Genomic DNA, 25,173 nt, shown 5'->3' with positions numbered 1-25,173 from the left:
ATTACGCCGCCGCCGCTACGCGCAGGTGATCGGCGATCCAGCGATCGAGATCGACAAGCGCGCGAGCGCTGAGCGCCTGCTTCTTGGCGACGGACTTCTCGTTGCCGCGCAGCCGCGTGCCATCAGCCTTTTTGGTCGGCACACTGGCAAGCGGCGGAAACAGGCCGAAATTGATATTCATCGGCTGGAACGAGCGCGTTCCGGCCTCGATGGTCTCGATGTGGCCTCCGGTGATATGGCCGAGCAGCGATCCCAACGCCGTTGTCGCAGGCGGCGGCTCAAGCGACTGCGCCCGTGCGTTCGCTGCGGCATAGAGGCCGGCGATCAGGCCGATGCTGGCGGATTCCACATAACCCTCGCAGCCGGTCATCTGGCCGGCAAAGCGCAGCCGCGGCTGCGCACGCAAGCGTAACTGGCTGTCCAGCAGCTTTGGCGAGTTCAGGAAGGTGTTGCGATGCAGGCCTCCGAGCCGGGCGAATTCGGCGTTCTCAAGCCCGGGGATGGTACGGAAGACGCGCTGTTGCGCGCCGTAGTTCAGCTTGGTCTGGAAGCCGACCATGTTGTAGAGCGTGCCGAGCTTGTTGTCCTGGCGTAGCTGCACGATCGCGTAGGGCTTGACCGTCGGATTGTGCGGATTGGTCAACCCGACCGGCTTCATCGGTCCGTGTCGCAATGTCTCGTGGCCGCGCTCGGCCATCACCTCGACGGGCAGGCAGCCATCGAAATACGGCGTATTGGTCTCCCACTCCTTGAAGTTGACCTTGTCACCGGCGAGCAGCGCCGCGACGAAGGCGTCGTACTGCTCCTTCGTCATCGGGCAGTTGATGTAGTCGGCGCCGGTGCCGCCGGGTCCTACCTTGTCGTAGCGCGACTGAAACCACGCCACCGACATGTCGATGGAATCCTTGTAAACGATCGGCGCGATCGCATCGAAGAAGGCGAGCGCGTTCTCGTCCGTTAATTCGCGGATCGCCTCGGCCAGCGGCGCCGAGGTGAGGGGACCTGTCGCGACGATCACATTGCCCCATTCGGCTGGCGGCAGGCCGGCGATCTCGGTGCGGTCGATCTCGATCAGGGGATGATCGCTGAGCGCCTTGGTGACATCAGCGGAAAACCCGTCGCGGTCGACCGCCAGCGCCCCGCCGGCGGGGACTTGGTTGGCGTCGGCAGAACGCATGATCAGCGAGCCCAGCCGGCGCATCTCGGCATGCAGCAGGCCTACGGCGTTGTTGGCAGCATCGTCGGAGCGGAACGAGTTGGAGCAGACGAGTTCGGCCAAGCCCTCGGTGCGATGCGCTTCGGTCATCCGTAGCGGTCGCATCTCGTGCAGGACGACGCGAATACCCGCATTGGCAACCTGCCAGGCGGCTTCCGAGCCGGCGAGGCCGCCGCCGATTACATGGACAGTATCAGTTTGGGAGTTAGCGGAAATCATGCGCGCAGCGTTTAGCGCGTTTTCGTGCCAAGCGCACCTATCATAGCGTTTTCAAGCGACGCATGCCCCCGGACTTGATCCGTGGGTGGGGCACCGGTTCGCGTGAAGAAGACGCGTCAAAATCCAAACGATAACGCCCGCAGCAGGGCGGGCGTTATCCGTTCGTCAGGCGGCTGATGAGGATCAGCCGTTATAGGTTCCAGCAGCAACGCGCGGAATGTCGGACCGATCGAGGCCGATGTCGGCGAGTTCGCGATCGCTAAGCTGGGACAGTTCGCTGACATTGCGCTGATAATCCCGGAACGCCTGGATCATGCGGATGAGCGAGAGCAACATGGTAGTCTCCTTGTAGTTACGATTCAGCCTTTGGAGAAGGCCTCATCGTTGAAATGAATATAGCTTAGATTTTGCGGTGCAGAAGTTCCGATGTTGCGATGCAGCTAATCCTAAAACGCATGACGGTGGTAAGGGGCGCTTAATGTTTTGGCGCAGTCACCCCCTTAATCGGCAGTCACGTCCGGTTGAAGGCCCAGCCGATGAAAATAGTGCCGTAAATTTACGGAGTTATCGTAATCTTCGGATGAACCGTAGGCGTATTGGCCTCGCGCCTCAGGACGGTTCCACTCAAGTCCGCGTGTGCGGGATGAGAGGTCAAAACGTGCTTCAGGACGTGGTGTTTTGGAATTTTCTTATGCACGAATCGCATGCACTGAACCAAGCAATAATGAATATCTGTTCATTTTTACAAAGAGCAGCTCGTACTGATCGCTACCTGCGTAGGCGCTACTGCGTCGCTGTTCCAGGCGGGCGCAAAGCAATTTGCACCCGAAGTGGTCCACGAGGCGAGAGAACGGCTGCGTTTAGCTTAAGGGGCTCGCGAAAGCTGCGTGGCGAAATAGGCGATCGTCCTGGCGTAAACGTCGCTCTTATTCCATTCCTTGATCGCAGCGAAATTGGCGCTGCCGGGCTCCCACTCCTTGCCGCGTTGCCAGCCGTGGTTTGCGAGGAAGTTGGCGGTCGAGGCCAGCACGTCCGGTGGGCTGCGCAGGAGATCGCGGCGGCCGTTGCCGTCAAAATCGACCGCGAACTTCACGTAGGATGAGGGCATGAACTGCGTCTGGCCGATTTCGCCGGCCCATGCCCCGCGCATATCCTGTGGTGCGATATCGCCGCGCTCGACGATGCGTAGTGCGTCCATCAACTCGGCCTTGAACATGTCGGAGCGGCGGCAGTCATAGGCCAGCGTCGCCAGCGAGCGCAGCGTCGCGAATTTTCCGATGTTGACGCCGTAATCGGTTTCCAGGCCCCAGATAGCCACCAGCACTTCGCCGGGAACACCATAAGCCTGTTCGATGCGGCCGAGCACGGATCCATATTGCTTGAGCATGTTGGAGCCGCGTGTCAGCCGGGGCGGCACCATGCGGCCGGAGAATTCCTCAAAGCTTTGGGTGAAGACCTTTTGCGATTGGTCGCGGGCCAGCACGCTCTTGTCGAGGGTGACGCCGGTCAGGCCCGTCTGGATCGCGGACGCCGATATTCCCTTGGCGGCGGCTTCCTTCTTGAAATCCTCCAGCCAGGTCTCGAAGGGGCCGGTGCCGCAGGGCGCGGCGAGCGCAGGCGCGGCAGAACTCAGCAACAGGGTGCTCAACGTGAGGGCGCGCAAGGATAGACGAGAGATCATCGTGCCGTTCGCTCCACGATCAATGCGTGATCCATATTAGTGTTCACGCCACGCCGTATGTTCGAAGCAAGATCGGCCAAAACAAGGCTTAGGTTGTTATCGCCCGGGTCATTCCATTGAACATGCTCAATTCATCGTTAGCGGTGAATGGCCACCCGCCGGTCGGAATTCGACCGGCGGTTCGAGCGATCAGGGTTCCCTGCGGCTATCGCTATCCTTTTTGCCGCCAGGGGAACAGATTGGCCGGGAAATCGGCAGCGGGCTTGCGCTCGCGATGCGCGCGGGGCGGAAGCGGCTGCGGATTAAGTTCCGGCTCAACCGTCTCCCGGTAAAGATGCCAGGTGGCATGTCCGAGCAGGGGAATGACGATGGCAAGGCCGAGGAAGAAGGGCAGCGTTCCTGCGACGAGCAGCACCGCAACGATCAGTCCCCAGACTGTCATCGGTACGGGATTGCGTGCGACCGCGCGCAGCGAAGTTACCATCGCCTCGCCGGCGCCCGCATGCCGGTCGAGCATCAGTGGGAAGGAGACGACGCTGATGCAAAGCGCGACGAGAGCAAACAAGAAGCCGACGCCGCAACCAACCACGATCAGCCACCAGCCCTGCGTCGTGGTCAGCACGCGTGTCGCGAAATCGGAAATGCCGGTGGCGCCCTCATAACCGAACGCGGCGATATAGATCGCCTGCGCGGTAGCCACCCAGGTTACGAAGAGCGCCAGCAGCAGCACGCCGAGCCCGAGCATCGCGCCGAAGGACGGCGCACGCAGCACCTCAAGCGCGTCCGAGGCGGTTGCCTGTTCGCCACGCTCGCGGCGTCGGCTCATCTCATAGAGGCCGACTGCAGCAAACGGACCGATCAGGGCAAAGCCAGCGGCCAGCGGAAACAGCAGCGGTATGACGGAATAGCCGAGGACGGCGCGTGCCAGCATCAGTCCGAGCACGGGATAGATTACGCACAGAAGGATCGCGTGGGTTGGCACGGCCTTGAAATCTTCCCAGCCGCGGCGCAGTGCGCGGCCGAGTTCGGTGAAGCCGATGGTTCGGATGATCGGCGCTGCGGCGGTGTCCGCTCCGCTCCGCGCCATCGATGTGACATTGCCGTGATAGTTGGCCATGGTCGCTGTCTCCCTCGCGGCCGCATTGCGCGCCTACCGAAAGACGCAAAATGCGACCTTTCATAAAACGATCACGATCGGGCCAGACGCGAAGACAGGGTAACTGGCCATGTCGCGAACTGTTCCGACAACGTACCCCCAAACAGCGACAAACAATAGCGACAAACACACTCACGCTTAGGTGAAGGTTTCATTGGCAAGTGTCGTCCGGCTGGCTACACTTGTAGTTGATCCGGACCGTGGTGCTGCGGGTCACACAGTGCCTGCCAGGACTCAAAACCCATCTCAAGTCATTGGGAGCGAACGATGAGCATTTTCGGAAAAATCATGAGCGCGATCTTCGGCAGCAAGGCGGATGCTGCGCCGGCCGGCGGCGGGACGGCCGCAGCTGCCGAATCGTCGGGCGGGGCTGCCGCTGCTGCACCAGCCGCCGCGACTGTCGACGTCGCGCCGATCCTGGACAAGGCCGTCGCGGCCAAGGGCGAAAAGCTGGCGTGGCGCACCTCGATCGTCGACCTGATGAAGGCGCTCGACATCGATTCCAGCTTGGGTGCGCGCAAGGATCTCGCGAAGGAGCTTGGCTATACCGGCGATACCAATGATTCCGCGAGCATGAACATCTGGCTGCACAAACAGGTCATGGCCAAGCTGGCCGCCAATGGCGGCAAGCTGCCGCCGGATATCAAGCACTAACGTTGTTGCTCTGCTCGCACATTTGAAGGCTCGCGGTGACGCGGGCCTTCTTTTTATTTGGCTTGGAACGTCGCGCCGGCTCACGCCGTCAGGTCGGCAAATTCCGGGTTTCGGCGTAAGTAGTCCACGACGAATCCGCAGCCGGCGATAACCTTGCGTCGATCGGCGCGGATCAGTTCGAGCGCGCCCCTGATCAGTTCAGAAGCGATGCCGCGACCGCGTAGCGCGCGGGGCGTCTCGGTGTGGGTGATGATGACCGCGGAGGGCGTAACGCGATAGTTCGCAAACGCCACGGCGCCCTCGACGTCGAGTTCGAACCGATTTTGAGCCTTGTTGTCGCGGACGGCAGCCATGCAGCGATTTCCCGAATGATTCACCCTTTCATTTAGGGACATGAACCCAGTGATGCAAACCGGCGACGAAGGGGGAACCGAATCGTCCGGGGATGGCTGACATGCGTGTTCTGACCTGCCTGACCGCTGCGTTGTTAAGCACCGCTACCCTGCTCGCACAACTGCCCATCGCATCGGCCGAGGGAGATGCCAGCTGGCAAACTTGCATCAGCGTGACCACAGCGCCGGATGAGAGGGTGACTGCGTGCGGCGCCGTCATCGATGCCAAACCTGAAAGCGTCACCCGGTTGGCTGCTGCCTATTGCTTCCGCGGTCATGGCCTGACCGAGAAGCGGCAGCTCGATGCCGCGCTTTCCGATCTCAACGAATCGATCCGTCTTGATCCGACCTCGGCCTGTGCGCTGACCAACCGCGGCCGCGTCTTTGGCTTCAAGGGCGATCTCGATTCCGCGATCGCCGACTACGATGAAGCCATTCGGCTCGATCCGGGTTTTGCCCTGGCCTACAACAACCGCGGCGATGCCTGGCGCAGCAAGGGCGATCTCGATCGCGCCATTGCCGATTTCAGCGCCGCCATCAAACATAATCCATCGCTTGCGATCGCCTATGGCAATCGCGGCTACGCCTATCACCGTAAACGCGACATGGCGCGGGCCATCGCTGACTACACGATGCAGATCAAATTGAAGCCGGACGTGCTGGCCTATATCAATCGCGGCAACGTCTATCGCGACAGCGAGCAGCTTGGCCGCGCCGCGGCCGACTACAGCGAGGTGATCCGGCTCGCGCCGACCGATGCGCGAGGCTATCGCAACCGCGGCATGATCCGGCTCTATCGGGATGACACCAAGGGAGGCATCGCAGATTACGACAAGGCGCTGCAATACGATCCGGCCGACGCCTATTCCTGGAACAACCGTGGCCTGGGAAGGATGCAGGCCGGCGACAAGGCCGGCGCGATTGCCGATTTCCGCAAGGCGCTGGAACTCAGTCCGGGCTTGCGCATCGCGCGTGACGCCCTGCAGCGGCTTGGTGCGGCGCAATAGGGTGCCACGCGGATTTCTCTACCCGCGATCTCTTGGCGGCGGGCCTTGCAACAGGGGGCAGGGTTCCTAAGTCTTTGTAATGACATACGCCGCTAAGGCGGCCTGGTCTGGCTCGACATTGAAAATGCTGTGATCGCGGCCGCCGACGTATGCCTCTTTTTTCAAGGGGAGGTCTACAATGTACGGCTTTGGTTTCTTCAGAAAGCACCGCACATGGGAGGACTGGCTCGGCATGCTGCTAGGCGTGCTGATCGTGGTATCGCCGTGGTTTCCCTTCTCCAGCCACGACGTCATGGACGCCGAGCGGAGCACCATGATCCTCAACACGTTCGTGATCGGCATGCTGGTCTTCGGACTGGCCCAGCTCGAGTATGTCGCACTGCAGCGCTGGGAGGAGGTGGGGGAGATCGCGCTCGGCCTCTGGCTGGTCGCTTCGCCATTCATCTTCGGCTACTCCGGCGACGAGATGCTGCGAGCCTGGCATATCGTGCTCGGTGGGATCGTCGCCTTTCTGGGTGCGCTTCAGCTTTGGCAGGATTGGCGCTTGAGCGACCAGGAGCTCGCCAATCATCCGCAGTAATTCCGGAGAGCCCGCTGGTCACGTTTATGACCGGCGGGCTCTCCAAGTACCTAGTGCTTGAATGACTCGACGAGCAGGGCGCGAACCGACCACGGCCTGCCATCGACGGCGCCCTTGATGTCGTCGATCTTCCATTGACCGGCTTCGAGCACGAAATCGTAGCGGATGGTCTTGTCCGCCGCGTTGGTGCGCGCGGCGCTTTGGTGAGCCTCAATCGTAACGGCCATGGTCGCTTTGTCGGCTGCCTGCTTTTCGGCCACGATCTTGTACGACTTCACGTCCGGATCCTGAGAATTGGTGACGGGATCGAAGCCTATCGGCCCGCCATCGCCCTTGCGCGTGCGGGCGTCCGCCTTGGCCCAGAGCGTGGCCAATGAATTCGACAGGTACTTTGTTCGGGCAGCTTTCGTGTCAATCACGAACGTTCCGCCGCCGTCACCCTTGCCCTTGATCACCCTCGCATAGATCGCGGTGAGGATAGCGGTGGGATCATCCGCTGCGTGCGCATGCTCTGGCAGGATCGCAGCCAGGATGGCGGCTGCGCCCGACAATATCAACTCTCGACGGATAATCATTTTGCCTCCTTTGAATCGCTTTTGCGCGGGGGCTTATGGGATTGGCGGGTTAAATCGTGCTGGACCTGCACGCCGGCTGCGAGACTATCACGGCGTGCACGCCGGGTGGCAGATTTGAGCAGGCGCGGCGCTTTCTGCTATCGTTGTTCGATGTCTGTTTTCCAAGTGTGATGGTTGGCTTCCCGTGACTGAAACCGTGACTATTCCCGTTCCGCGCGGCGGCCTGGCGCGGATGTCGCGCCGGGTGATGAACCTGGCGCATATGCTGACCCAGAATGCCCGCCGCCATGGCGACCGCGTTGGCTTCATCTGGGGCGACAAATCCTGGACCTGGCGTGAGATCGATGCTGCCGTGTCGGCGCTGGCAGCCGGCCTTGCTGCGCGTGGAGTAGTGAAGGGCGATCGCATCCTGGTTCATTCGAAAAATTGCGACGAGATGTTCTGGTCGATGTTCGCGGCCTTCCGGCTCGGCGCGGTCTGGGTGCCGACCAACTTCCGTTTGATGCCGGACGAGGTCGCCTATCTCGCCAGCGCCTCCGGCGCCAAGGCTTTTTTGTGCCATGGCGATTTCCCGGACCATGCCACGGCGGCGGCCAATCCCGCGCTCGAATTCATCTGGCGGATCGGCGAGGGCACCCTTGGCGAGGGGGCGGTGAGCGAGGTGATCGCCGCGCAGGCCGGCGCACGTGTCGAGAATGCGGCGGTCGATTACGACGATCCCTGCTGGTTCTTCTTCACCTCCGGCACCACCGGTCGCTCCAAGGCGGCGGTGCTGACCCATGGCCAGATGGCTTTCGTCGTCACCAACCACCTCGCCGACCTGATGCCCGGCACGACCGAGACGGATGCCTCGCTGGTGGTTGCGCCGCTCTCGCATGGCGCCGGCGTGCACCAGCTCGTGCAGGCCGCGCGCGGTGTGCCGACCATCCTACTGCCGACGGAGAAGTTCGATATCGCCGAGGCCTTCCGGTTGATCGAAACGCATCGCGTCAGCAATCTTTTCACCGTGCCGACCATCCTGAAGATGATGGTCGAGCATCCCGCGGTCGATCAATACGACCATTCCTCTCTGCGCTTCGTGATCTACGCCGGCGCGCCGATGTACCGCGAGGACCAGAAGGCCGCACTGGGCAAGCTCGGCAAGGTGCTGGTGCAGTATTTCGGGCTAGGCGAGGTCACCGGCAATATCACGGTGATGCCGGCCATTCTGCACGATGCCGAGGACGGTCCGCAGGCGCGCATCGGCACCTGCGGCTTTGAGCGCACCGGCATGCAGGTGTCGATCCAGGGTGACGACGGGCGCGAGCTCAAGCCATTTGAGACCGGCGAGATCTGCGTGATCGGACCTGCCGTGTTCGCCGGCTACTACGATAACCCGGAAGCCAACGCGAAGGCGTTTCGCGACGGCTGGTTTCGGACCGGCGATCTCGGCCATATGGACGAGGAGGGTTTCGTCTACATCACCGGCCGTGCCTCCGACATGTACATCTCCGGCGGCTCCAACATCCATCCTCGCGAGGTCGAGGAGAAAATTCTCACCCATCCCGCGATCGGCGAGGTCGCCGTGCTCGGTGTGCCCGACCCATTCTGGGGCGAGGTCGGCGTTGCCGTCTGCGTCGCGCGCGAGGGCGCAGGCCCTGTGAGCGAGGCCGAGCTGGCCGCGTTCCTGGCGCCGAAGGTGCCGCGTTACAAGATGCCGAAGCGCTTCTTCTTCTGGGAGGCGCTGCCGAAGTCCGGCTATGGCAAGATTCCGAAGCGGCTGGTCCGCGACGAACTGGAAGCGCGAGGGCTGCTTGAGCTCATTTCCAAAACTGGTAGCTGAGCCGATGCGCAGCGTCGCGCAGCCCGGGCCGCCCGCGCCCGAACGCATCCAATGGGTCGAGGCGCGGGGACGCGCGTTTTCATTCACGCTGCAGTCGGGTCTGCCGCTCTTGGACGCCGCACGCCGCGGATTTGCCGAAGCCGGATTTTCCGGCGGCGTGCTGAGCATGCGAGGAGGGGCGCTCGGGCCCTTTGCCTATGTGATGCCGGCGCTGTCGAAGACGGGCGCGAACGCGGCGTTCTATAGCGATACTTTTCGACCGGCAGGCATCACGCGGCTGAAGTGTGGTGCGATGACGCTCGGTGAGCGCGACGGCGCACCATTCTTTCATTGCCATGGGCTGTGGATCGAGAGCGACGGCCATCTGCACGGTGGCCATATCCTGCCCGAGGAGAGCATCGTCGCCGAATCGTTTGCGGTGGAAGCGTTCGGCATTGACGGCGCGATGTTTACGGCGGCGCCCGATCCTGAGACCAATTTCAAATTGTTCGGCCCGGTCGCGCGTATCGGCACCGACGTGAAGGCCGACAGCCGCGCCTTTGCAATGCGGCTGCGGCCGAATCAGGATTTTGCTGCGGCGCTGGAGACGTTCTGCCGGCAACATGGAATCCTGCGCGCACGCATTCACGGCGGCGTCGGCTCCACCATTGGCGCTCATTTCACTGATGGCCGAACCGTCGTGCCGTTCGCGACCGAGCTTGCGATCAGGGACGGCCTGATCGCCCCCGGCGCTGACGGCATGTTGCATGCGGAGATCGATGTCGCGCTTGTCGATTATCTCGGCGGTATCGCCGAGGGCCGTCTGATGCGCGGCGACAATCCGGTGCTGATGACGATGGAGCTGGTGCTGGAGGTGTTGTGACTGGCTTCTCGCGACGCATTGTCGTGCCCCGCGAAGGCGGGGCACCCAGTACGCCGCGGCCTATCGATTCAATCACAGGCGCTTCTGGAATACGTGGTCACCCGCTTTCGCGGGTGACCACAGTTTGTCGAATAGGGCGAGCCCCTGCGGGTCCCAGCGTGTCTCACCTGAAGTGATAGTTCACGCCAACCTTGATGGTGTGGAAGTCGATGGTGCCGGAATCCAGCGGGAAGCCGCCCAGATTGTAGGTCTCGCTGCCCAGGCTGGTGAACATGTATTCGCCCTTGGCCGACCAGTTCGGAGCGAACAAATATTCGAGGCCGCCGCCGATGGTGTAGCCCGAGTGCGACTGGCTGTCCGAGAACGTCGTGCCGAGCGCCGAAATCGAGGCCTTGTTGTTGGCCCAGGCATAGCCGCCCTTGGCGTAGAGGAGGGCCGCATCCAGTGCAAAGCCGGCGCGGCCGGTCACGCTGCCGAATGAGTTGATCTTGGTTTCCGTCGTGACCAGAAGTCCACCGAGATCCTCGGTGACGCTGTCCTTGATGCTGGCGCCGGCGGCATCGACTTCGATACCGAAGACGAACTGGCTGCCCGGGAATTGCCAGTTGTAGCCGATGGTGCCGCCGCCGAAGCCGCCGCTTCCTGCTTCGCTCTCCCAGCCATAGCCGCCCATCGCGCCGATGTAGAAGCCGGACCAATTGTACGCTGCAACCACCGCCGCCGGCGGGGCCTTGGGGTAGGGCCGCGCCCGAAGGTCGGCGGCCGAGGCCGCAGTCGCGACCGAAAGGGCCACACCAGCTAGAAGTAGTCGTTTCATAATTTGTCCCCTGTAGTTGAACACTCGCATAACCCCCTGCAGGCCCATCACGGACCGATTGCACCGGCATGGTGACGTAACGTTCTGGAAGTGGGCGCGAACGCGCCCCAAAGAGTCGTCTGCAATCGACGTTTGTGCGGATGTGTGAACGTCGTTCGCAGGATTAACCATACGACATCTATGCCGGCAAAAATTGGACCGAAGCGCGTCCGCGCATTGGCGCGGGCAGGTTGCTATTTCGACAGCGGTGCGGCGACGTGTGGTGGAGACTGCGTTCTCGAAATGCGCGAGAGATGAGACGATCGTGTTTGTTGGATCAGGTTTGGTTGTATCGTGCATGCGAGTATTCAGCACGATGCGACCCATCCACGTCATTGCGAGCGCAGCGAAGCAATCCATCTTTCCGCGCATGAGGTGACAATGGATTGCTTCGCTACGCTCGCAATGACGGCACGTCACCGCCGCTTCCGAACATGAACGTTGATGTCGAGATCGATATTGCTGACGCAGGTCTGCGTCGTGCGGTGCGAGTGGCCCTCGTGCCAGCAGCCCTCGCGCGTATGTACCTTGGTAACGCCCGCCAGCTTCAGGCAGCGCCATTGCGGCAACGGGCCCGAGCTCTCGCCAGCGAACTGCCAGGCCAGCACGACCTCTTCGCCGTTCCTGTTGGTGCCGATGATGTGTGGACAGACTTCGCGGCGACGGCCATCATAAAAGCAGACGACCTGCTGCGCGCTAAGGATGGCGTTGCGCAAGAAGATATAGGTGCTACTCGGCATGGGGGTGCCATCTAGGATTGTATGGTATTCCCTGTATAACCATAACGAACGACTTTGTTTCCTTGAAACCCAAACCCAATGGCTTCCAGACGCAACAAGCCGATCAACCTGCCAGCGCCATACCTCAAACGGATCTGGCTTGAACCTTCGCGGATCGCCGACCGCGAGGCCTATCCGTTCTGCCTGCCGTTCCTGCACGACGAATTTTCACTGCGCTTCGACCGTGCCATCACCATCATCGTCGGCGAGAACGGCACCGGAAAATCGACGTTGCTGGAAGGTATCGCCGCGCTCGCGGGATTTGATGAAGCCGGCGGCGCCAAGGGCTATATGCCGGTCGACCATTCCGATGCACTGGAGAAGATGGGCGGGCAGCTTTCGCATGCGCTTCGCGCGAGCTGGCTGCCGAAGATTGTCGGCGGTGGTTGGTTCTTTCGGGCCGAGAGCTTCTTTTCGGTCGCGCGCTACCTCGACGCCGTCGGCAGCCTCTATGCCGATTTCCTCTCGCATTCGCATGGCGAGGGCTTTCTGCGCTTCTTCGAGGAGCGCTGCCAGCGCCAAGGGGTCTTCATCTTCGATGAACCAGAATCGGCGCTGTCGCCTGGGCGCCAGATCGAGTTCCTGAAGCTGATGCGCCGGATGGAGAATATCGGCCACTGTCAGATCATCATGGCCACCCACTCACCGATGCTGATGGCCTATCCGAATGCGACCCTGCTGCGGCTGACGAAATACGGGCTGGAGCCGGTGACGGTGAAGGACACCGACCACTATAAGGTCATGCGAGAGTTTTGCGAGGATCCGCACGGGTTCGTAGAAGCCGGAATAGTGGATTAAGGCCCGGCGGGAAGCGAACATGGCTCTGAAACGTAATCGGCCGATCAACCTGCCTGCGCCTTATCTCAAACGCGTCTGGCTCGAACCTTCACGTATCACCGATCGCGAGGCCTATCCGTTCTGCCTGCCGTTGCTGCGCGACGATTTCGACCTCAGCTTTGACCGCGCCATCACCATCATCGTCGGTGAGAACGGCACGGGCAAATCGACGCTGCTGGAAGGCATTGCCGCGCTTGCGGGTTATGACGAAGCGGGCGGCGGCAAGGGCTATATGCCGGTCGACCATTCGGAGGCGGTGGAGAAAATGGGCGGCAGCCTCTCGTCGGCACTGCGCGCGAGCTGGCTGCCCAGGATCACGAACGGATGGTTCTTTCGCGCGGAGAGCTTCTTCTCGGTTGCCAGATATCTGGACAAGGCGGCGCTGAACGACCCGTTCAGGCCGCCACCACCGGACTTCCTCTCGCACTCGCACGGAGAAGGCTTTTTGCGCTTCTTCAACGAGCGCTGCCAGAAGCAGGGCATCTTTATCTTCGACGAACCGGAATCGGCGCTGTCGCCCTCGCGCCAGATCGAATTCCTGAAGCTGATGCGGCGGATGGAAAATATCGGCCATTGCCAGGTCATCATGGCGACGCACTCACCGATGCTGATGGCCTACCCGAACGCCACGCTGCTGCGGCTGACGAAGTACGGGCTGGAGCCGGTGACGGTGAAGGACACCGACCACTACAAGCTCATGCGGGAGTTTTGCGAGGACCCGAAGGGATTTGTGGACGCGGCAATCGCAGAGTGAGGACGGAACATGGTATTAACCTGCCGTACCAGCGGTTTCGAAACAGGCTCGCTTCTGGCCGATGCCACGAACCGGCCTTGATTGCTGCGAGAATGCGCATGGATAACCGCAGCCCGCGCCGGCGGGCAAGACAATGGGGAAACGCATGAGAGCAACGATCGCGAAAGCTGCGGCCGTGCTAGCGGCCATGGCCGTAGTGGGGGCAGCCTGGGCGCATGGACCGACCCGCCAGAAGGTGCGGGAATCGATCGAGATCAACGCGCCGCCGGCGAAGGTGTGGGCTGTGATCGGCAATTTTCAGGACCTGAGCTGGTTGCCGCCGGTCAGCAAGACGGAAGGCGACAAGGGCAACGCGATCGAGGCCACGCGGCGGTTGACGCTGGCGACCGGCGCGACGGTTGACGAGGAGCTCTATAAATACGACGCCGAGAAGATGACCTATTCGTATCGGATCACCGCCGTGGACGTGAAGGTGCTGCCGGTCACCAACTATTCGTCCACCCTGACGGTCACGCCCAGCGCTGACGGCAAGGGGAGCAGCCTGGAGTGGGCCGGTGCGTTCTATCGCGGTTTTCCCAACAACGATCCGCCGCCGGAGCTGAACGACGAGGCTGCCGTGAAGGCGGTGAGTGGGCTTTATCGCGCGGGCCTCGAGGCGCTGAAGAAGAAGGTCGAAAGCGGAAGCTGATCGTGCGGGGCCTTGTTCTGGCGGCGCTCGTCGCCAGCATCGGCGCAGCGAGCGCCGAGGAGGCGTTCGTCACCAATCAGCTCAGCGAAAATCTCACCGTCGTTGATCTCGCGACATCGCGGCCGGTGGCGACCATCGCGATTGGCGGCAAGCCGGCAGGCGTCGCCGTCACGCCGGACGGACGCTTCGCCTATGTGACGAGCCCCGACGCCAAGGCGCTTACCGTGATCGATGCTGCCGCACGCCAGGTCGTCGGCAAGGTCAACGTCGGCGGTGGTCCGCTCGGCGTTGCAGTGGCGCCGGATGGCGCCGCGGTCTATGTCGCCGACTGGTACGCCGCGGCGGTGCGGGTGATCGATCCGAAAGAGCTGCGCGTGATCGCCGATATCGCGGTCGGCGCATCGCCGTCGGGGCTTGCCGTAACACCGGACGGGCGGCTCTTGCTCTCGGCGGACCGCGATGCCGACAGTGTCTCCGTCATCGATACCGCAACGCGCGAGCGGCGGGCCACGATCAAGGTCGGGACGCGGCCGTTTGGCATCACCATAGATGCAGAGGGACGGCGCGCCTACACCGCCAATGTCGGATCGAACGACGTCTCCGTGATCGACATTGCCGATAACAAAGAGATCGGGCGCGTGAAGACGGGTTTGCGCCCCTATGCGGTTGCGCTCGCGCAAGGCCGCGGCTTCGTCGCCGACCAGTATGAGGGCACCGTCAGCGTGTTCGATCTCGCGAGCCTGGCGCCGGTCAAGCGCATCCGTGTCGGCGACTATCCGGAGGGGATCGCGGCGACGGCGGACGGCAGGCAGATCGTGGTGGCGAACTGGGAGAGCAACTCGATCAGCATCATCGATGTGGCCGAGCTGAAGGTGACCGGAGAGATCAAGGTCGGCGACGGACCGCGCGCGTTCGGGACGTTTTTGCGGCGGTAAAGGCGTGGCAAGGGCATTCGGCATTGCAAAAAAACATCAAGCAAGGAGCTGTCGGTAGGGCCGCGGCGACTGGACGCCCCGCATGCCGCCTCGTTTGTGCTAGAATGCCGGGAGAACAGAGAAGACAGGGAGGTCAACCATGCCTCATACCCTGGTGCCCAGTGATCGCGTCGAGCATGTAAGCGTCTACGGTCGCGACGGCACAAAGCTCGGCTTCATCGAACGCCTGATGCTCGACAAGGCCAGTGGAACGGTAGCCTACGCCGTGATCAAGACCGGAGGGCTGCTCGGCAGCCACCATCATTGTCCGATCCGGTGGGACGCGCTTCGGTTTGACCCAGCACGTCAGGCCTTCCAGACCGACGTGACGGCGGAGGACCTGCGCGCCGGCCCGTCCGAACTTGATGAAGAAGCCTTCGACTGGGGCGACCGCTCGCGCCCGCATCCGCATTATTGGACGGTGTAGCAAGCCGGCGGGGTTGATCACAAAGAGGAGCGGCGGTTTTACGCTTCGCTAATCGCCCCACGCTCTATCGGGGGTCGTGAGCCTACTCCGCCGCCTCGCTCGCTCCCGCGCTCTTCCGCGGCTTGCCCTCCGCCTTCTTCAGCACCGGCGCCAAGAACTTCCCCGTATAGCTCCGCGGCGCCTTGACGATGTCCTCCGGCGGGCCCCAGGCGACGATTTCGCCGCCGCCGTCGCCGCCTTCGGGGCCGAGGTCGATGACCCAGTCGGCGGTCTTGATGACTTCGAGGTTGTGCTCGATCACCACCACCGTGTTGCCCTGCGCGACCAGCTCGTGCAGCACCTCGAGCAGCTTGGCGACATCGTGGAAATGCAGGCCGGTCGTGGGCTCGTCCAGGATGTAGAGCGTGCGGCCGGTGGCGCGCTTTGACAGTTCCTTTGCCAGTTTGACGCGCTGGGCTTCGCCGCCGGACAGCGTCGTCGCCTGTTGGCCGACATGGATGTAGTCGAGGCCGACGCGGTGCAGCGTCTTGAAGGTCTCGCGGACGCGGGGGACTGCCTTGAAGAACTCGGCGGCTTCTTCCACCGTCATGTCGAGCACGTCAGAGATCGACTTGCCCTTGAACAGGACTTCCAGCGTCTCGCGGTTGTAGCGCTTGCCCTTGCAGGTGTCGCAGGTGACGTAGACGTCGGGCAGAAAGTGCATCTCGATCTTGATGACGCCGTCGCCCTGGCAGGCCTCGCAGCGGCCGCCCTTGACGTTGAAGGAGAAGCGGCCGGGCTCGTAGCCGCGCGCCTTGGCCTCGGGCAGGCCGGCGAACCATTCGCGGATCGGCGTGAAGGCGCCAGTATAGGTCGCGGGGTTCGAGCGTGGCGTGCGGCCGATCGGCGACTGGTCGATGTCGATGATCTTGTCGATATGCTCCAGCCCCTCGATGCGGTCGTGGGGCGCGGCGCCTTCACTGGCATTATTGAGCTTGCGCGCGATCGCGCGATAGAGCGTATCGATCAGAAGCGTCGACTTGCCACCGCCGGAAACGCCGGTGACGCAGGTGAACAAGCCGAGCGGAATTTCCGCCGAGACGTTTTTCAGGTTATTGCCGCGGGCGTTGACGACCTTGATGGTGCGCCTGTGGTTCGGCGGCCGGCGCTCGGGGATCGGCACCGACAACTCGCCGGTGAGATATTTGCCGGTCAGCGATTTCGGATTGCGCATGATGTCGGCGGGCGTGCCTTGCGCCACGATATTGCCGCCATGCATGCCGGCGCCGGGGCCGATGTCGAGTACATGATCGGCGAGGCGGATCGCATCCTCGTCATGCTCGACCACGATCACGGTATTGCCGAGGTCGCGCAGCCGTTTCAGCGTATCCAGCAATCGCGCGTTGTCACGCTGGTGCAGGCCGATCGAGGGCTCGTCGAGCACGTAGAGGACGCCTGTCAGCCCCGAGCCGATCTGCGAAGCCAGGCGGATGCGCTGGCTCTCGCCGCCGCTCAATGTGCCGGAGGAGCGCGAGAGGGTGAGGTAGTTCAGGCCGACATCGAGCAGGAAGGACAGCCGCTCGCGAATCTCCTTCAATACGCGCGCGGCGATCTCGTTCTGCTGCGCGTTCAGCGCCTTCGGCACGCTCTCGAACCATTCGCCGGCGCGCTTCACCGACAGTTCCGAGATCTCCCCGATATGCTTGCCGCCGATCTTGACGCAGAGCGCCTCCGGCTTGAGGCGATGGCCCTTGCAGGCCTCGCAGGGAATGTCGGAGAAATATTTTGCCAGTTCTTCGCGCGCCCATTCGCTCTCGGTCTCGCGATAGCGGCGCTCGAGATTGGTGATGACGCCCTCGAACGGCTTTTTGGTGTCGTAGGAGCGAACGCCGTCCTCATAGGAGAACTTGATCTCGTCGTCGCCGGAGCCGTGTAGCAGCGCTGCCTGCGTCTTCTTCGGCAGGTCCTTCCACTTGGTGTCGAGCGTGAACTTGTAGAACTTGCCGAGCGCGGTCAGCGTCTGGATGTAATAGGGCGAGGAGGATTTGGCCCAGGGCGCGATCGCGCCCTTGCGCAGCGTCAGCTCCTTGTCCGGAATGACGAGGTCCTCGTCGATATGTTGTTCGACGCCGAGGCCGCCGCAGGCCGGGCAGGCGCCGTAGGGATTGTTGAACGAGAATAGCCGCGGCTCGATCTCGGGGATGGTGAAGCCGGAAACCGGGCAGGCGAACTTTTCCGAAAACAGGATACGCTCGGGCCCGCTCTTGTCGTGGATCTTTGCGGTCTTCTTCTTGTCCTCGGCCGCCGGCGCGCCGGCCGGGGCATCGGCGTATTCGATCACCGCAAGTCCTTCGGCGAGCTTCAGCGCCGTCTCAAAGCTTTCGGCGAGGCGCTGGCCGAGATCGGGACGGACCACGATGCGGTCGACCACGACGTCAATGTCGTGCGGGAATTTCTTGTCGAGCGCGGGCGCCTCCGACAGCTCATAGAACGTGCCGTCGATCTTGACGCGCTGAAAGCCCTTTTTGAGCCATTCGGCGAGCTCCTTCCTGTACTCGCCCTTGCGGCCGCGCACGACGGGGGCCAGCAGGTAGAGGCGGGTGCCTTCGGGCAGCGCCAGCACGCGGTCGACCATCTGCGAGACCACCTGGCTTTCGATCGGCAGGCCGGTGGCGGGCGAATAGGGCACGCCGACGCGCGCCCATAAGAGGCGCATGTAGTCGTAGATTTCCGTGACGGTGCCGACGGTCGAGCGCGGGTTCTTCGATGTGGTTTTCTGCTCGATCGAGATGGCGGGAGAGAGCCCGTCGATCTGGTCGACATCGGGCTTCTGCATCATCTCAAGGAACTGGCGCGCATAGGCAGAGAGCGACTCGACGTAACGGCGCTGACCCTCGGCATAGATGGTGTCGAAGGCGAGCGAGGATTTGCCGGAGCCGGAGAGGCCGGTGAATACGACGAGCTTGTCGCGGGGAATCTCGAGATCGATGTTCTTGAGATTGTGCTCGCGCGCACCACGAATGGTGATCGCACGCGACGCGGAGCCGGCGTTCTGTTGGCGCTTCGCCCTTAGCACTTCATCCATATCGGCATTTCCAGGCACGCGAGGAACGCGCCGCGTTAGGCGGCGCATTGCCGGCAAAGAACCGGATCAGGCGCCGATGATTGAAAGCCGGAACATAGGAAGAACGACAGGGAATTTCCAGTGTCGCGTGCGAGTCATCAACGGATTGTTTGCGCGAGGATATTTTGGCAGCAGTCGTCAGCAGCTCGGACCGAGACCGCGCAAAAAAAGGCCGGCGCAAGACCGGCCTTTTCTCATGTTGGAACTCCAATGCGGAGATCAGTATCCGCCAAACTTATAGTTGATGCGAGCGGTAACGATATCAACGTCCTGACTGATGCGGCCGTTGGCCAGCAGTAGGCCAGCCGGGAAGACGACGCCGTTGGTCACGAAGTTATAGGTCTTGTCCTGCATGAACATGTGATTGTATTCGATGCCGGCCGACCAATTCGGGGCGAAGCCATACTCCAGGCCGACGCCGACCACGCCACCCCAGCGGGTATCATCGACGCCGTTGGCGATCTGGGCACCGGTGGCACTCGCGAGCATACGGTAGCGATTGGAGGTCACGGCGGCGCCGCCCTTGACGTAGAACAGGACGTTGTTCGCAGCGTAGCCGACCTGACCGGTGAACAGGCCGAAGGCATCGACACGAGTGTCATTGGTAATCGACGGAACAACAAGCGGGATCACATTGCTGCCGTGGAAGTCAGCCCAGTTGCCCTGCGCTTCAACGCCGAACACCCACGTACCAGCCTGCCAGCGATAGCCGATCTGACCACCGACGGTGCCGCCAGTTGCGTCATGGCTGCCCAGCGAGAAGCCCGCGTCGTACCAACTCTGGCGGCTCGATCCCCAGCCGCCGTTAATGCCGGCGTAGAAGCCGCTCCAGTTGTACGCTGCAACCGCGATCGGCGCTTTGGTATAGGGCCGTGCGGCAAGATCGGCGGCGATCGCGGGCGCCATCCCGAGCGCGATCAGACCGGTCGTCATCAGCAAAATCTTCTTCACGTTTCTTCCTTTCGGCATTTCCAACGCAACTGCGGGAGTGGTCAATTTGAGGTTGGCTAGCCCATATAGCGAAACCGTCGCCGGAATCCTGTCTCCCAAAAACCACATCGGCGGCAAATATAGGTATTTTGCAACCGTCGCGGGCATTCACGGTTCCCGGTACAACCAAATAAGTTCCCGGTACAACCAAACAAAAAGGCCGGCGTCACGCCGGCCTTTCCGTATTCCCGTATGCTGTCGCAGCGATCAGTATCTCGCGATGGTCGGGCCACCCCATCGGTAGTTCACGCGGACGGTGACGAGATCCACATCCTGGCTGATGTTGTCGGTGCCGCTGAAGACGCCAGCCGGTGTGACGAAGGTGTGGGTGCGGTCCTGCATGAACAGGTGATTGTACTCGACGCCGGCCGACCAGTTGGGTGCGAAGCCGAATTCGATGCCCGCGCCGACGCTGGCGCCCCAGCGGGTGTCATCACCGGTCGTGGCAACCAGCACGCCGGTGGGGACATCAAAGACGCGGAAACGATCCGCCGTAACGGCCGCACCGCCCTTGACGTAGAACAGAACGTTGTTGGCCGCGTAACCGACCTGGCCCGTGATGAGGCCGAATGCGTCGATTCGCGACTCGTTCCTGGCGGCGGGGAAAAGCAGGCTCACATTGCTGCCCTGGAAGTCGGCCCAGTTGCCCTGGCCTTCAACACCGAACACCCAGGTGCCGGCCTGCCAGCGATAGCCGATCTGACCGCCAGCGGTGCCGCCGTCTGCGTCATGACAACCTTCGGCCCCGACGAAGGCGCCGGCCGGCGTGACGAAGTCCCAACACTTGCGGCTCGTACCCCAGCCGCCATTGCCGCCGATGTAGAAGCCGCTCCAGTCGTACAGGGTGGCGACCGCGGGCGGCGGCGCCTTGGTGTAGGGGCGCGCAGCAAGGTCGGCAGCCGCAGCAGGCGCAGCGAACGCGATGAGGGCAACCGAAGCTAACCAAACCTTCTTCATGTCCATCTCCAGATATTGTCCGCTTCTCGCTGGTCCCGAAGCGTTCCAAAAATGACGCGAGCGCCCGCGCCGTTGGATCATGTCTATACCGTGACTCGCGCCAAAATAGCGTCTCCCAAAAGTCACACTGCAGAACCAAGTGTATGGAACCAACGTAATGATTTGTTTAGGATAACTGGAACTCGACGGGAACCGTAAGGTCCGTCAGCATGGCTGTCCGATTCCTCTCCAGTACCAGCGACTCGCCTTTTGGTTGCGTGACCCGATGAGGCGGCGTGAGCGAGGCGCGATGGAACAAAGCTGGAACATATGGCCTCGTGATGCTATATGTGGATAACCGCCGATTTGCGAAGGGATCGCGAGGTCAGTGCGGCCTGCGAGCGTATAGGGTCAATTCGGAAGTCCGGAAGCGGACGCGGAAGTCAGACAAGCGACAGGTCAAGAATTGCAGACGGAGCGGCCGGACCAGGATTTTTGCCGGCAATATCGAGTGGAGAGCGGCGATGGCGGGAAGCGTGAACAAGGTGATTCTGGTCGGCAACCTCGGCAAGGATCCTGAAATCCGGCGCACACAGGACGGGCGACCGATCGCCAACCTGAGCGTCGCGACGTCGGAAACCTGGCGCGACAAGGCCACCGGCGAGCGCAAGGAAAAGACCGAGTGGCACCGCGTCGTGATCTTCAACGAGGGCCTCTGTAAGGTCGCCGAGCAGTATCTGAAGAAGGGCGCCAAGGTTTACATCGAGGGCCAGTTGCAGACGCGCAAATGGACCGACCAGAGCGGCGTCGACAAATACTCGACCGAAGTCGTGTTGCAGGGCTTCAACTCGAACCTGACCATGCTCGACGGCCGTGGCGGCGGGGGCGGCGGCTTCGGCTCCGACGATGCGGACGATTTCGGCTCCAGCGGCCCGGTTAGCTCGGCGCCGCGGCGCGCTGTAGCGGCTGGCAGCCGCAATAGCGACATGGACGACGACATCCCGTTCTAGCGCAGGGCGCACGACTGGCGCATTTGGCTTGCAGGAATTCGCTCGCGAGAGGCAGTGTTTTGCGCCTGCTTCAGCGATCAATGTGCCGCCGCGAGAACCATCCGCATTTGGCTGCAGTGCCCGCGACAGCCGTGCTGTGATCCGCACCGCGCGGCCGCTTGCTGCTATTAATTTTTACATGAGCTATTTTACGTAAACTGCGCCCAGCCTCGAACGCCAAACCGATCTGGAGCGCGCGCCATGAGCCTCGCACCGCTGCTGGAGGCCCCCGGAACGATCCCGCTACACGCCTTCGCCGCAATGGCGGCCTTCGCGCTCGGCGTCGTGCAGTTCGTGGCCCCGAAGGGGACGCTGCCGCACCGGACCATCGGCTGGATCTGGGTGGTGCTGATGGCGGCGGTGGCAATCAGCTCGCTCTGGATCCACGAGATCCGCATGGTCGGGCCATTCAGCCCGATCCATCTCCTGTCGATCTTCGTGCCGGTCATGCTGGTGCTCGCGGTCCTGTATGCGCGGCGGCACAATGTCAGCGGCCACAAGAAGGCGATGACATCGATCTTCTTCGGCGCGCTGATCATCGCCGGCGCGTTCACTTTCCTGCCGGGACGGATCATGCATGCGGTGGTTTTCGGCCCTTGAAACTGGGGTAGGAAGACACCTTCCTGCCGGCATTTTCCGGCCCGGAACCGGCCGTTTCAAGAACGCTTGGAAGACTTTCTTGCAATGCCGTAAGTCCATGAAAAAACGAGCGGAAAAACAGCTCATCCCGATCGTTACGGGGTGGTGATCGGACCCACGATGCGCTATATGATTCCTGACTGAGAACTGACTGGATTTCCCCTTTGTCCGACAACGAAGACGACAAGCCCGGCGAGCCGCCGGAGCCCTCCGATATCCGTCCCGTTTCGATCCTCGACGAGATGAAACGCTCCTACCTCGATTACGCCATGAGCGTGATCGTGGCGCGGGCGCTGCCGGATGCGCGCGACGGATTGAAGCCGGTGCATCGCCGTATTCTGTACTCGATGCATGAGCAAGGACACACGCCGGACAAGAAATACGTCAAATCCGCGCGCGTCGTCGGCGACGTGATCGGTAAGTATCATCCGCACGGCGATCAATCGATTTACGACGCGATGGTGCGTATGGCGCAGGATTTTTCCATGCGCGTGCCGCTGATCGACGGGCAGGGCAATTTCGGCTCGATCGACGGCGATCCCCCGGCGGCCTATCGATATACCGAAGCGCGCCTGACCCGGTCGGCGCAGGAGGTCATCGGCGATATCGACGAAGATACGGTCGACTTCCAGCCCAACTATGACAGTTCCGAGCAGGAACCGTCGGTTCTGCCGGCCAAGTTCCCAAATCTCCTGGTCAATGGCGCCGGCGGCATCGCCGTCGGCATGGCAACCAACATCCCGCCGCACAATCTCGGCGAGGTCATCGACGCCTGCGTCGCACTGATCGACAATCCGGCGCTCACGATCGACGACCTCATCAACATCGTGCCAGGCCCGGATTTCCCGACCGGCGGCATTATTCTCGGCCGTCAGGGCATCCGCTCCGCCTATCATCTCGGCCGTGGCTCGATCGTGATGCGCGGCAATGTCACAATCGATACGATCCGCAAGGACCGCGAAGCGATCATCGTCACCGAAATTCCCTACCAGGTGAACAAGGCGACGATGGTCGAGCGCATTGCCGATCTGGTAAAAGAGAAGAAGATCGAGGGCATTGGCGATCTCCGCGATGAGTCCGACCGCGACGGTTATCGCGTCGTGATCGAACTGAAGCGCGAAACCGTGCCCGATGTGGTGCTCAACCAGCTCTATCGGTTCACGCCGTTACAGGCGAATTTCCCGGCCAACATGCTGGCGCTGGATTCCGGTCGTCCGCAGACGATGACCCTGAAGGATCTGCTCGCCATCTTCATCGCATTCCGCGAGCAGGTGGTGACCCGGCGGACCAAGTTCCGGCTCAGTAAGGCGCGTGACCGCGCCCATATCCTGGTCGGCCTTGCGATCGCGGTCGCCAATATCGACGAAATGATCCGCGTGATCCGAACCTCGCCAGATCCGAACACCGCGCGCGATACGCTAATGTCGCGCGACTGGCCGGCGCGGGACGTCGAGGCGATGATCACGCTGATCGACGATCCCAGGCACCGCATCAACGCCGATGGTACGATCCGGCTGTCGATGGAGCAGGCCAAGGCCATCCTCGACCTGCGGCTCCAGCGGCTGACCGCACTGGGGCGGGATGAGATTTCCGCAGACCTCGACAAGCTCGCGGCAGAGATCGCCGACTACCTCGACATCCTGCGGTCGCGCGCCCGCGTTCAGGCGATCGTCAAGACCGAACTGGCGGAGGTGAAGCAGAAGTTCGCCACCCCGCGCCGAACCCTCATCATCGAGCAGGAGGGTGAGGTTGAGGACGAGGACCTGATCCAGCGCGAGGACATGGTGGTCACGGTCTCGCACGCCGGCTACGTCAAGCGCGTGCCGCTCTCGACCTACCGGGCGCAGCGGCGCGGCGGCAAGGGCCGCGCAGGCATGCAGACCCGCGACGAGGACTTTGTCTCCAGGCTGTTCGTCGCCTCGACCCATACGCCGGTGCTGTTCTTCTCCTCGAAGGGCCAGGTCTACAAGGAGAAGGTCTGGCGGCTGCCGATGGCGGCGCCGAACGCGCGCGGCAAGGCGCTGATCAACATCCTGCCGCTGGAGCAGGGCGAGCGCATCACCACCATCATGCCGCTGCCGGAGGACGAATCCTCCTGGGGCAATCTCGACGTCATGTTCGCCACGACCGGCGGCACCGTCCGCCGCAACAAGCTGTCCGACTTCGTCGATGTCCGCCGCTCCGGCATCATCGCCATGAAGCTCGGAGAGGGCGAGGCGATCGTCGACGTGCAGATCTGCACCGAGCATGACGACGTGCTGCTGACCGCAGCCGGCGGCCAGTGTATCCGCTTCCCTGTGGCCGATGTGCGCGTCTTTACCGGCCGCACCTCGATGGGCGTGCGCGGCATTGCGCTAGCAAAAAACGATACGTTGATCTCGTTGGCGATCCTGCGCCATGTCGAGGCCACTTCGGATGAGCGGTCGGCTTACCTGAAGATGCGCCGCGCGGTGGCCGGCGAAACGGCGGCGGAAGAACCTGCCGATGCCGAGGGCGAGGAGAGTGCAGGCTCGCTGCAGCTCTCGCAGGAGCGCTACGCAGAAATGTCCGCGCAGGAGCAGGTGGTATTGACGGTCTCCGTCAACGGCTACGGCAAGCGCACCTCGTCCTACGAGTACCGCACCACCGGCCGCGGCGGCAAAGGCATCGTCGCGATGAACGTCAACAACCGCAACGGCAAGCTGGTGGCGTCATTCCCCGTCGAGCACAGCGACCAGATCATGCTGGTTACTGACAGGGGCCAGCTCATCCGCTGCCCGGTCGAGGACATCCGCATCGCCGGCCGCTCGACGCAAGGCGTCATCGTGTTCGACACCGCCGAAGACGAACACGTGGTCTCGGTCGAGCATATTTCGGAAGATGAGAACGGCGAGAACGGGAACGGCCAATAAGGCCGGCCTGGAGTGATGAGCGGAGCGACATCCGGGAAACTTCATCCGCGGAAAGACTGTCCCCGGATCTCGCTTCGCTCATCCGG

The 25,173-nt window shown here is 62.3% G+C and carries 24 protein-coding genes; 13 read left to right on the top strand and 11 right to left on the bottom strand.

The genetic code is table 11. The annotated features are described in order from the left end of the window. Position 1 precedes the first annotated feature (1 nt). From trmFO to J6524_RS03580, 4 genes are all read right to left on the bottom strand, one after another. The gene (gene trmFO / locus J6524_RS03595) at positions 2–1,435 is read right to left on the bottom strand and encodes a methylenetetrahydrofolate--tRNA-(uracil(54)-C(5))-methyltransferase (FADH(2)-oxidizing) TrmFO (RefSeq protein WP_225668969.1); all 1,434 of its coding nucleotides are present in this window, start codon (positions 1,433–1,435) and stop codon (positions 2–4) included. Between the two features lie 183 nt (positions 1,436–1,618). After that, positions 1,619–1,771: a DUF1127 domain-containing protein gene (locus J6524_RS03590; RefSeq protein ID WP_016846063.1), complete on the bottom strand. Its 153-nt coding sequence runs from the start codon at positions 1,769–1,771 to the stop codon at positions 1,619–1,621. A 529-nt stretch (positions 1,772–2,300) separates the two neighbouring features. Then, positions 2,301–3,116, bottom strand: a complete 816-nt coding sequence (locus J6524_RS03585) for a lytic murein transglycosylase (RefSeq protein WP_225668967.1) — start codon at positions 3,114–3,116, stop codon at positions 2,301–2,303. A gap of 211 nt (positions 3,117–3,327) precedes the next feature. Beyond that, positions 3,328–4,233 (bottom strand): DUF2189 domain-containing protein, encoded by a 906-nt coding sequence (locus tag J6524_RS03580; RefSeq protein ID WP_225668965.1) that lies wholly within the window; start codon positions 4,231–4,233, stop codon positions 3,328–3,330. Positions 4,234–4,539: 306 nt separating this feature from the next. Between J6524_RS03580 and J6524_RS03575 the strand changes: the two genes are divergently transcribed. Next, positions 4,540–4,926: a DUF3597 domain-containing protein gene (locus tag J6524_RS03575; protein WP_225668964.1), complete on the top strand. Its 387-nt coding sequence runs from the start codon at positions 4,540–4,542 to the stop codon at positions 4,924–4,926. An 80-nt stretch (positions 4,927–5,006) separates the two neighbouring features. Here J6524_RS03575 and J6524_RS03570 read toward each other — a convergent pair whose 3' ends face one another. Then, positions 5,007–5,279: a GNAT family N-acetyltransferase gene (locus J6524_RS03570; protein WP_225668963.1), complete on the bottom strand. Its 273-nt coding sequence runs from the start codon at positions 5,277–5,279 to the stop codon at positions 5,007–5,009. A gap of 101 nt (positions 5,280–5,380) precedes the next feature. Here J6524_RS03570 and J6524_RS03565 point away from each other — a divergent pair, with 101 nt between their 5' ends. Continuing rightward, positions 5,381–6,325 (top strand): tetratricopeptide repeat protein, encoded by a 945-nt coding sequence (locus J6524_RS03565; protein ID WP_225668962.1) that lies wholly within the window; start codon positions 5,381–5,383, stop codon positions 6,323–6,325. Between the two features lie 178 nt (positions 6,326–6,503). After that, on the top strand, positions 6,504–6,905 hold the full coding sequence (locus tag J6524_RS03560; RefSeq protein WP_225668961.1) for an SPW repeat protein: 402 nt from the start codon (positions 6,504–6,506) through the stop codon (positions 6,903–6,905). Between the two features lie 50 nt (positions 6,906–6,955). On the opposite strand, the gene J6524_RS03555 is transcribed toward J6524_RS03560, so the two are convergent. Then, a complete protein-coding gene (locus J6524_RS03555; RefSeq protein WP_225668960.1) occupies positions 6,956–7,480 on the bottom strand; it encodes a DUF3828 domain-containing protein in 525 nt (174 codons plus the stop codon). Positions 7,481–7,712: 232 nt separating this feature from the next. Between J6524_RS03555 and J6524_RS03550 the strand changes: the two genes are divergently transcribed. Continuing rightward, complete coding sequence (locus J6524_RS03550) at positions 7,713–9,302, top strand: acyl-CoA synthetase (protein ID WP_249789300.1); 1,590 nt, start codon at positions 7,713–7,715, stop codon at positions 9,300–9,302. Positions 9,303–9,306: 4 nt separating this feature from the next. Then, complete coding sequence (locus tag J6524_RS03545) at positions 9,307–10,164, top strand: PCC domain-containing protein (protein ID WP_225669318.1); 858 nt, start codon at positions 9,307–9,309, stop codon at positions 10,162–10,164. A gap of 163 nt (positions 10,165–10,327) precedes the next feature. Here J6524_RS03545 and J6524_RS03540 read toward each other — a convergent pair whose 3' ends face one another. Both J6524_RS03540 and J6524_RS03535 read right to left on the bottom strand, forming a co-directional pair. Beyond that, on the bottom strand, positions 10,328–10,981 hold the full coding sequence (locus J6524_RS03540; protein ID WP_225668958.1) for an outer membrane protein: 654 nt from the start codon (positions 10,979–10,981) through the stop codon (positions 10,328–10,330). Positions 10,982–11,436: 455 nt separating this feature from the next. Further along, positions 11,437–11,760 carry a hypothetical protein gene (locus tag J6524_RS03535; protein ID WP_225668957.1) on the bottom strand — a complete coding sequence of 108 codons (324 nt, stop codon included), beginning with the start codon at positions 11,758–11,760 and terminating at the stop codon, positions 11,437–11,439. A 78-nt stretch (positions 11,761–11,838) separates the two neighbouring features. Between J6524_RS03535 and J6524_RS03530 the strand changes: the two genes are divergently transcribed. The 5 genes from J6524_RS03530 (at position 11,839) to J6524_RS03510 (ending at position 15,479) form a co-directional block, all read left to right on the top strand. After that, entirely contained in the window at positions 11,839–12,597 is a 759-nt protein-coding gene (locus tag J6524_RS03530) for an AAA family ATPase (protein ID WP_225668955.1), read from the top strand. Between the two features lie 19 nt (positions 12,598–12,616). Further along, a complete protein-coding gene (locus tag J6524_RS03525) occupies positions 12,617–13,390 on the top strand; it encodes an AAA family ATPase (RefSeq protein ID WP_225668953.1) in 774 nt (257 codons plus the stop codon). A 145-nt stretch (positions 13,391–13,535) separates the two neighbouring features. Then, a complete protein-coding gene (locus J6524_RS03520; RefSeq protein WP_225668951.1) occupies positions 13,536–14,078 on the top strand; it encodes an SRPBCC family protein in 543 nt (180 codons plus the stop codon). A 2-nt stretch (positions 14,079–14,080) separates the two neighbouring features. Continuing rightward, complete coding sequence (locus J6524_RS03515) at positions 14,081–15,013, top strand: YVTN family beta-propeller repeat protein (protein ID WP_225668950.1); 933 nt, start codon at positions 14,081–14,083, stop codon at positions 15,011–15,013. Between the two features lie 139 nt (positions 15,014–15,152). Next, complete coding sequence (locus tag J6524_RS03510) at positions 15,153–15,479, top strand: PRC-barrel domain-containing protein (RefSeq protein WP_225668949.1); 327 nt, start codon at positions 15,153–15,155, stop codon at positions 15,477–15,479. 82 nt (positions 15,480–15,561) lie between these two features. On the opposite strand, the gene uvrA is transcribed toward J6524_RS03510, so the two are convergent. The 3 genes from uvrA to J6524_RS03495 all read right to left on the bottom strand — a co-directional run bounded on the left by uvrA (position 15,562) and on the right by J6524_RS03495 (position 20,529). After that, positions 15,562–18,543, bottom strand: coding sequence for an excinuclease ABC subunit UvrA (gene uvrA, locus J6524_RS03505; protein WP_225668948.1), 2,982 nt, complete (start codon positions 18,541–18,543; stop codon positions 15,562–15,564). Positions 18,544–18,801: 258 nt separating this feature from the next. Next, the gene (locus tag J6524_RS03500; RefSeq protein ID WP_225669317.1) at positions 18,802–19,533 is read right to left on the bottom strand and encodes an outer membrane protein; all 732 of its coding nucleotides are present in this window, start codon (positions 19,531–19,533) and stop codon (positions 18,802–18,804) included. A 246-nt stretch (positions 19,534–19,779) separates the two neighbouring features. Beyond that, the gene (locus J6524_RS03495) at positions 19,780–20,529 is read right to left on the bottom strand and encodes an outer membrane protein (protein ID WP_225668947.1); all 750 of its coding nucleotides are present in this window, start codon (positions 20,527–20,529) and stop codon (positions 19,780–19,782) included. A gap of 503 nt (positions 20,530–21,032) precedes the next feature. Here J6524_RS03495 and J6524_RS03490 point away from each other — a divergent pair. The 3 genes from J6524_RS03490 (at position 21,033) to gyrA (ending at position 25,087) form a co-directional block, all read left to right on the top strand. Further along, positions 21,033–21,518, top strand: coding sequence for a single-stranded DNA-binding protein (locus J6524_RS03490; protein WP_225668946.1), 486 nt, complete (start codon positions 21,033–21,035; stop codon positions 21,516–21,518). Positions 21,519–21,758: 240 nt separating this feature from the next. Further along, positions 21,759–22,157 carry a DUF2306 domain-containing protein gene (locus J6524_RS03485; RefSeq protein ID WP_225668945.1) on the top strand — a complete coding sequence of 133 codons (399 nt, stop codon included), beginning with the start codon at positions 21,759–21,761 and terminating at the stop codon, positions 22,155–22,157. A 203-nt stretch (positions 22,158–22,360) separates the two neighbouring features. Further along, positions 22,361–25,087, top strand: a complete 2,727-nt coding sequence (gene gyrA / locus J6524_RS03480; RefSeq protein WP_225668943.1) for a DNA gyrase subunit A — start codon at positions 22,361–22,363, stop codon at positions 25,085–25,087. Positions 25,088–25,173 lie beyond the last annotated feature (86 nt).

Source organism: Bradyrhizobium hereditatis (assembly GCF_020329435.1).
GTDB lineage: Bacteria > Pseudomonadota > Alphaproteobacteria > Rhizobiales > Xanthobacteraceae > Bradyrhizobium > Bradyrhizobium hereditatis.
The sequence above is the reverse complement of the archived record's forward strand: the minus strand, read 5'-3'. Positions and strand labels throughout refer to the sequence as shown.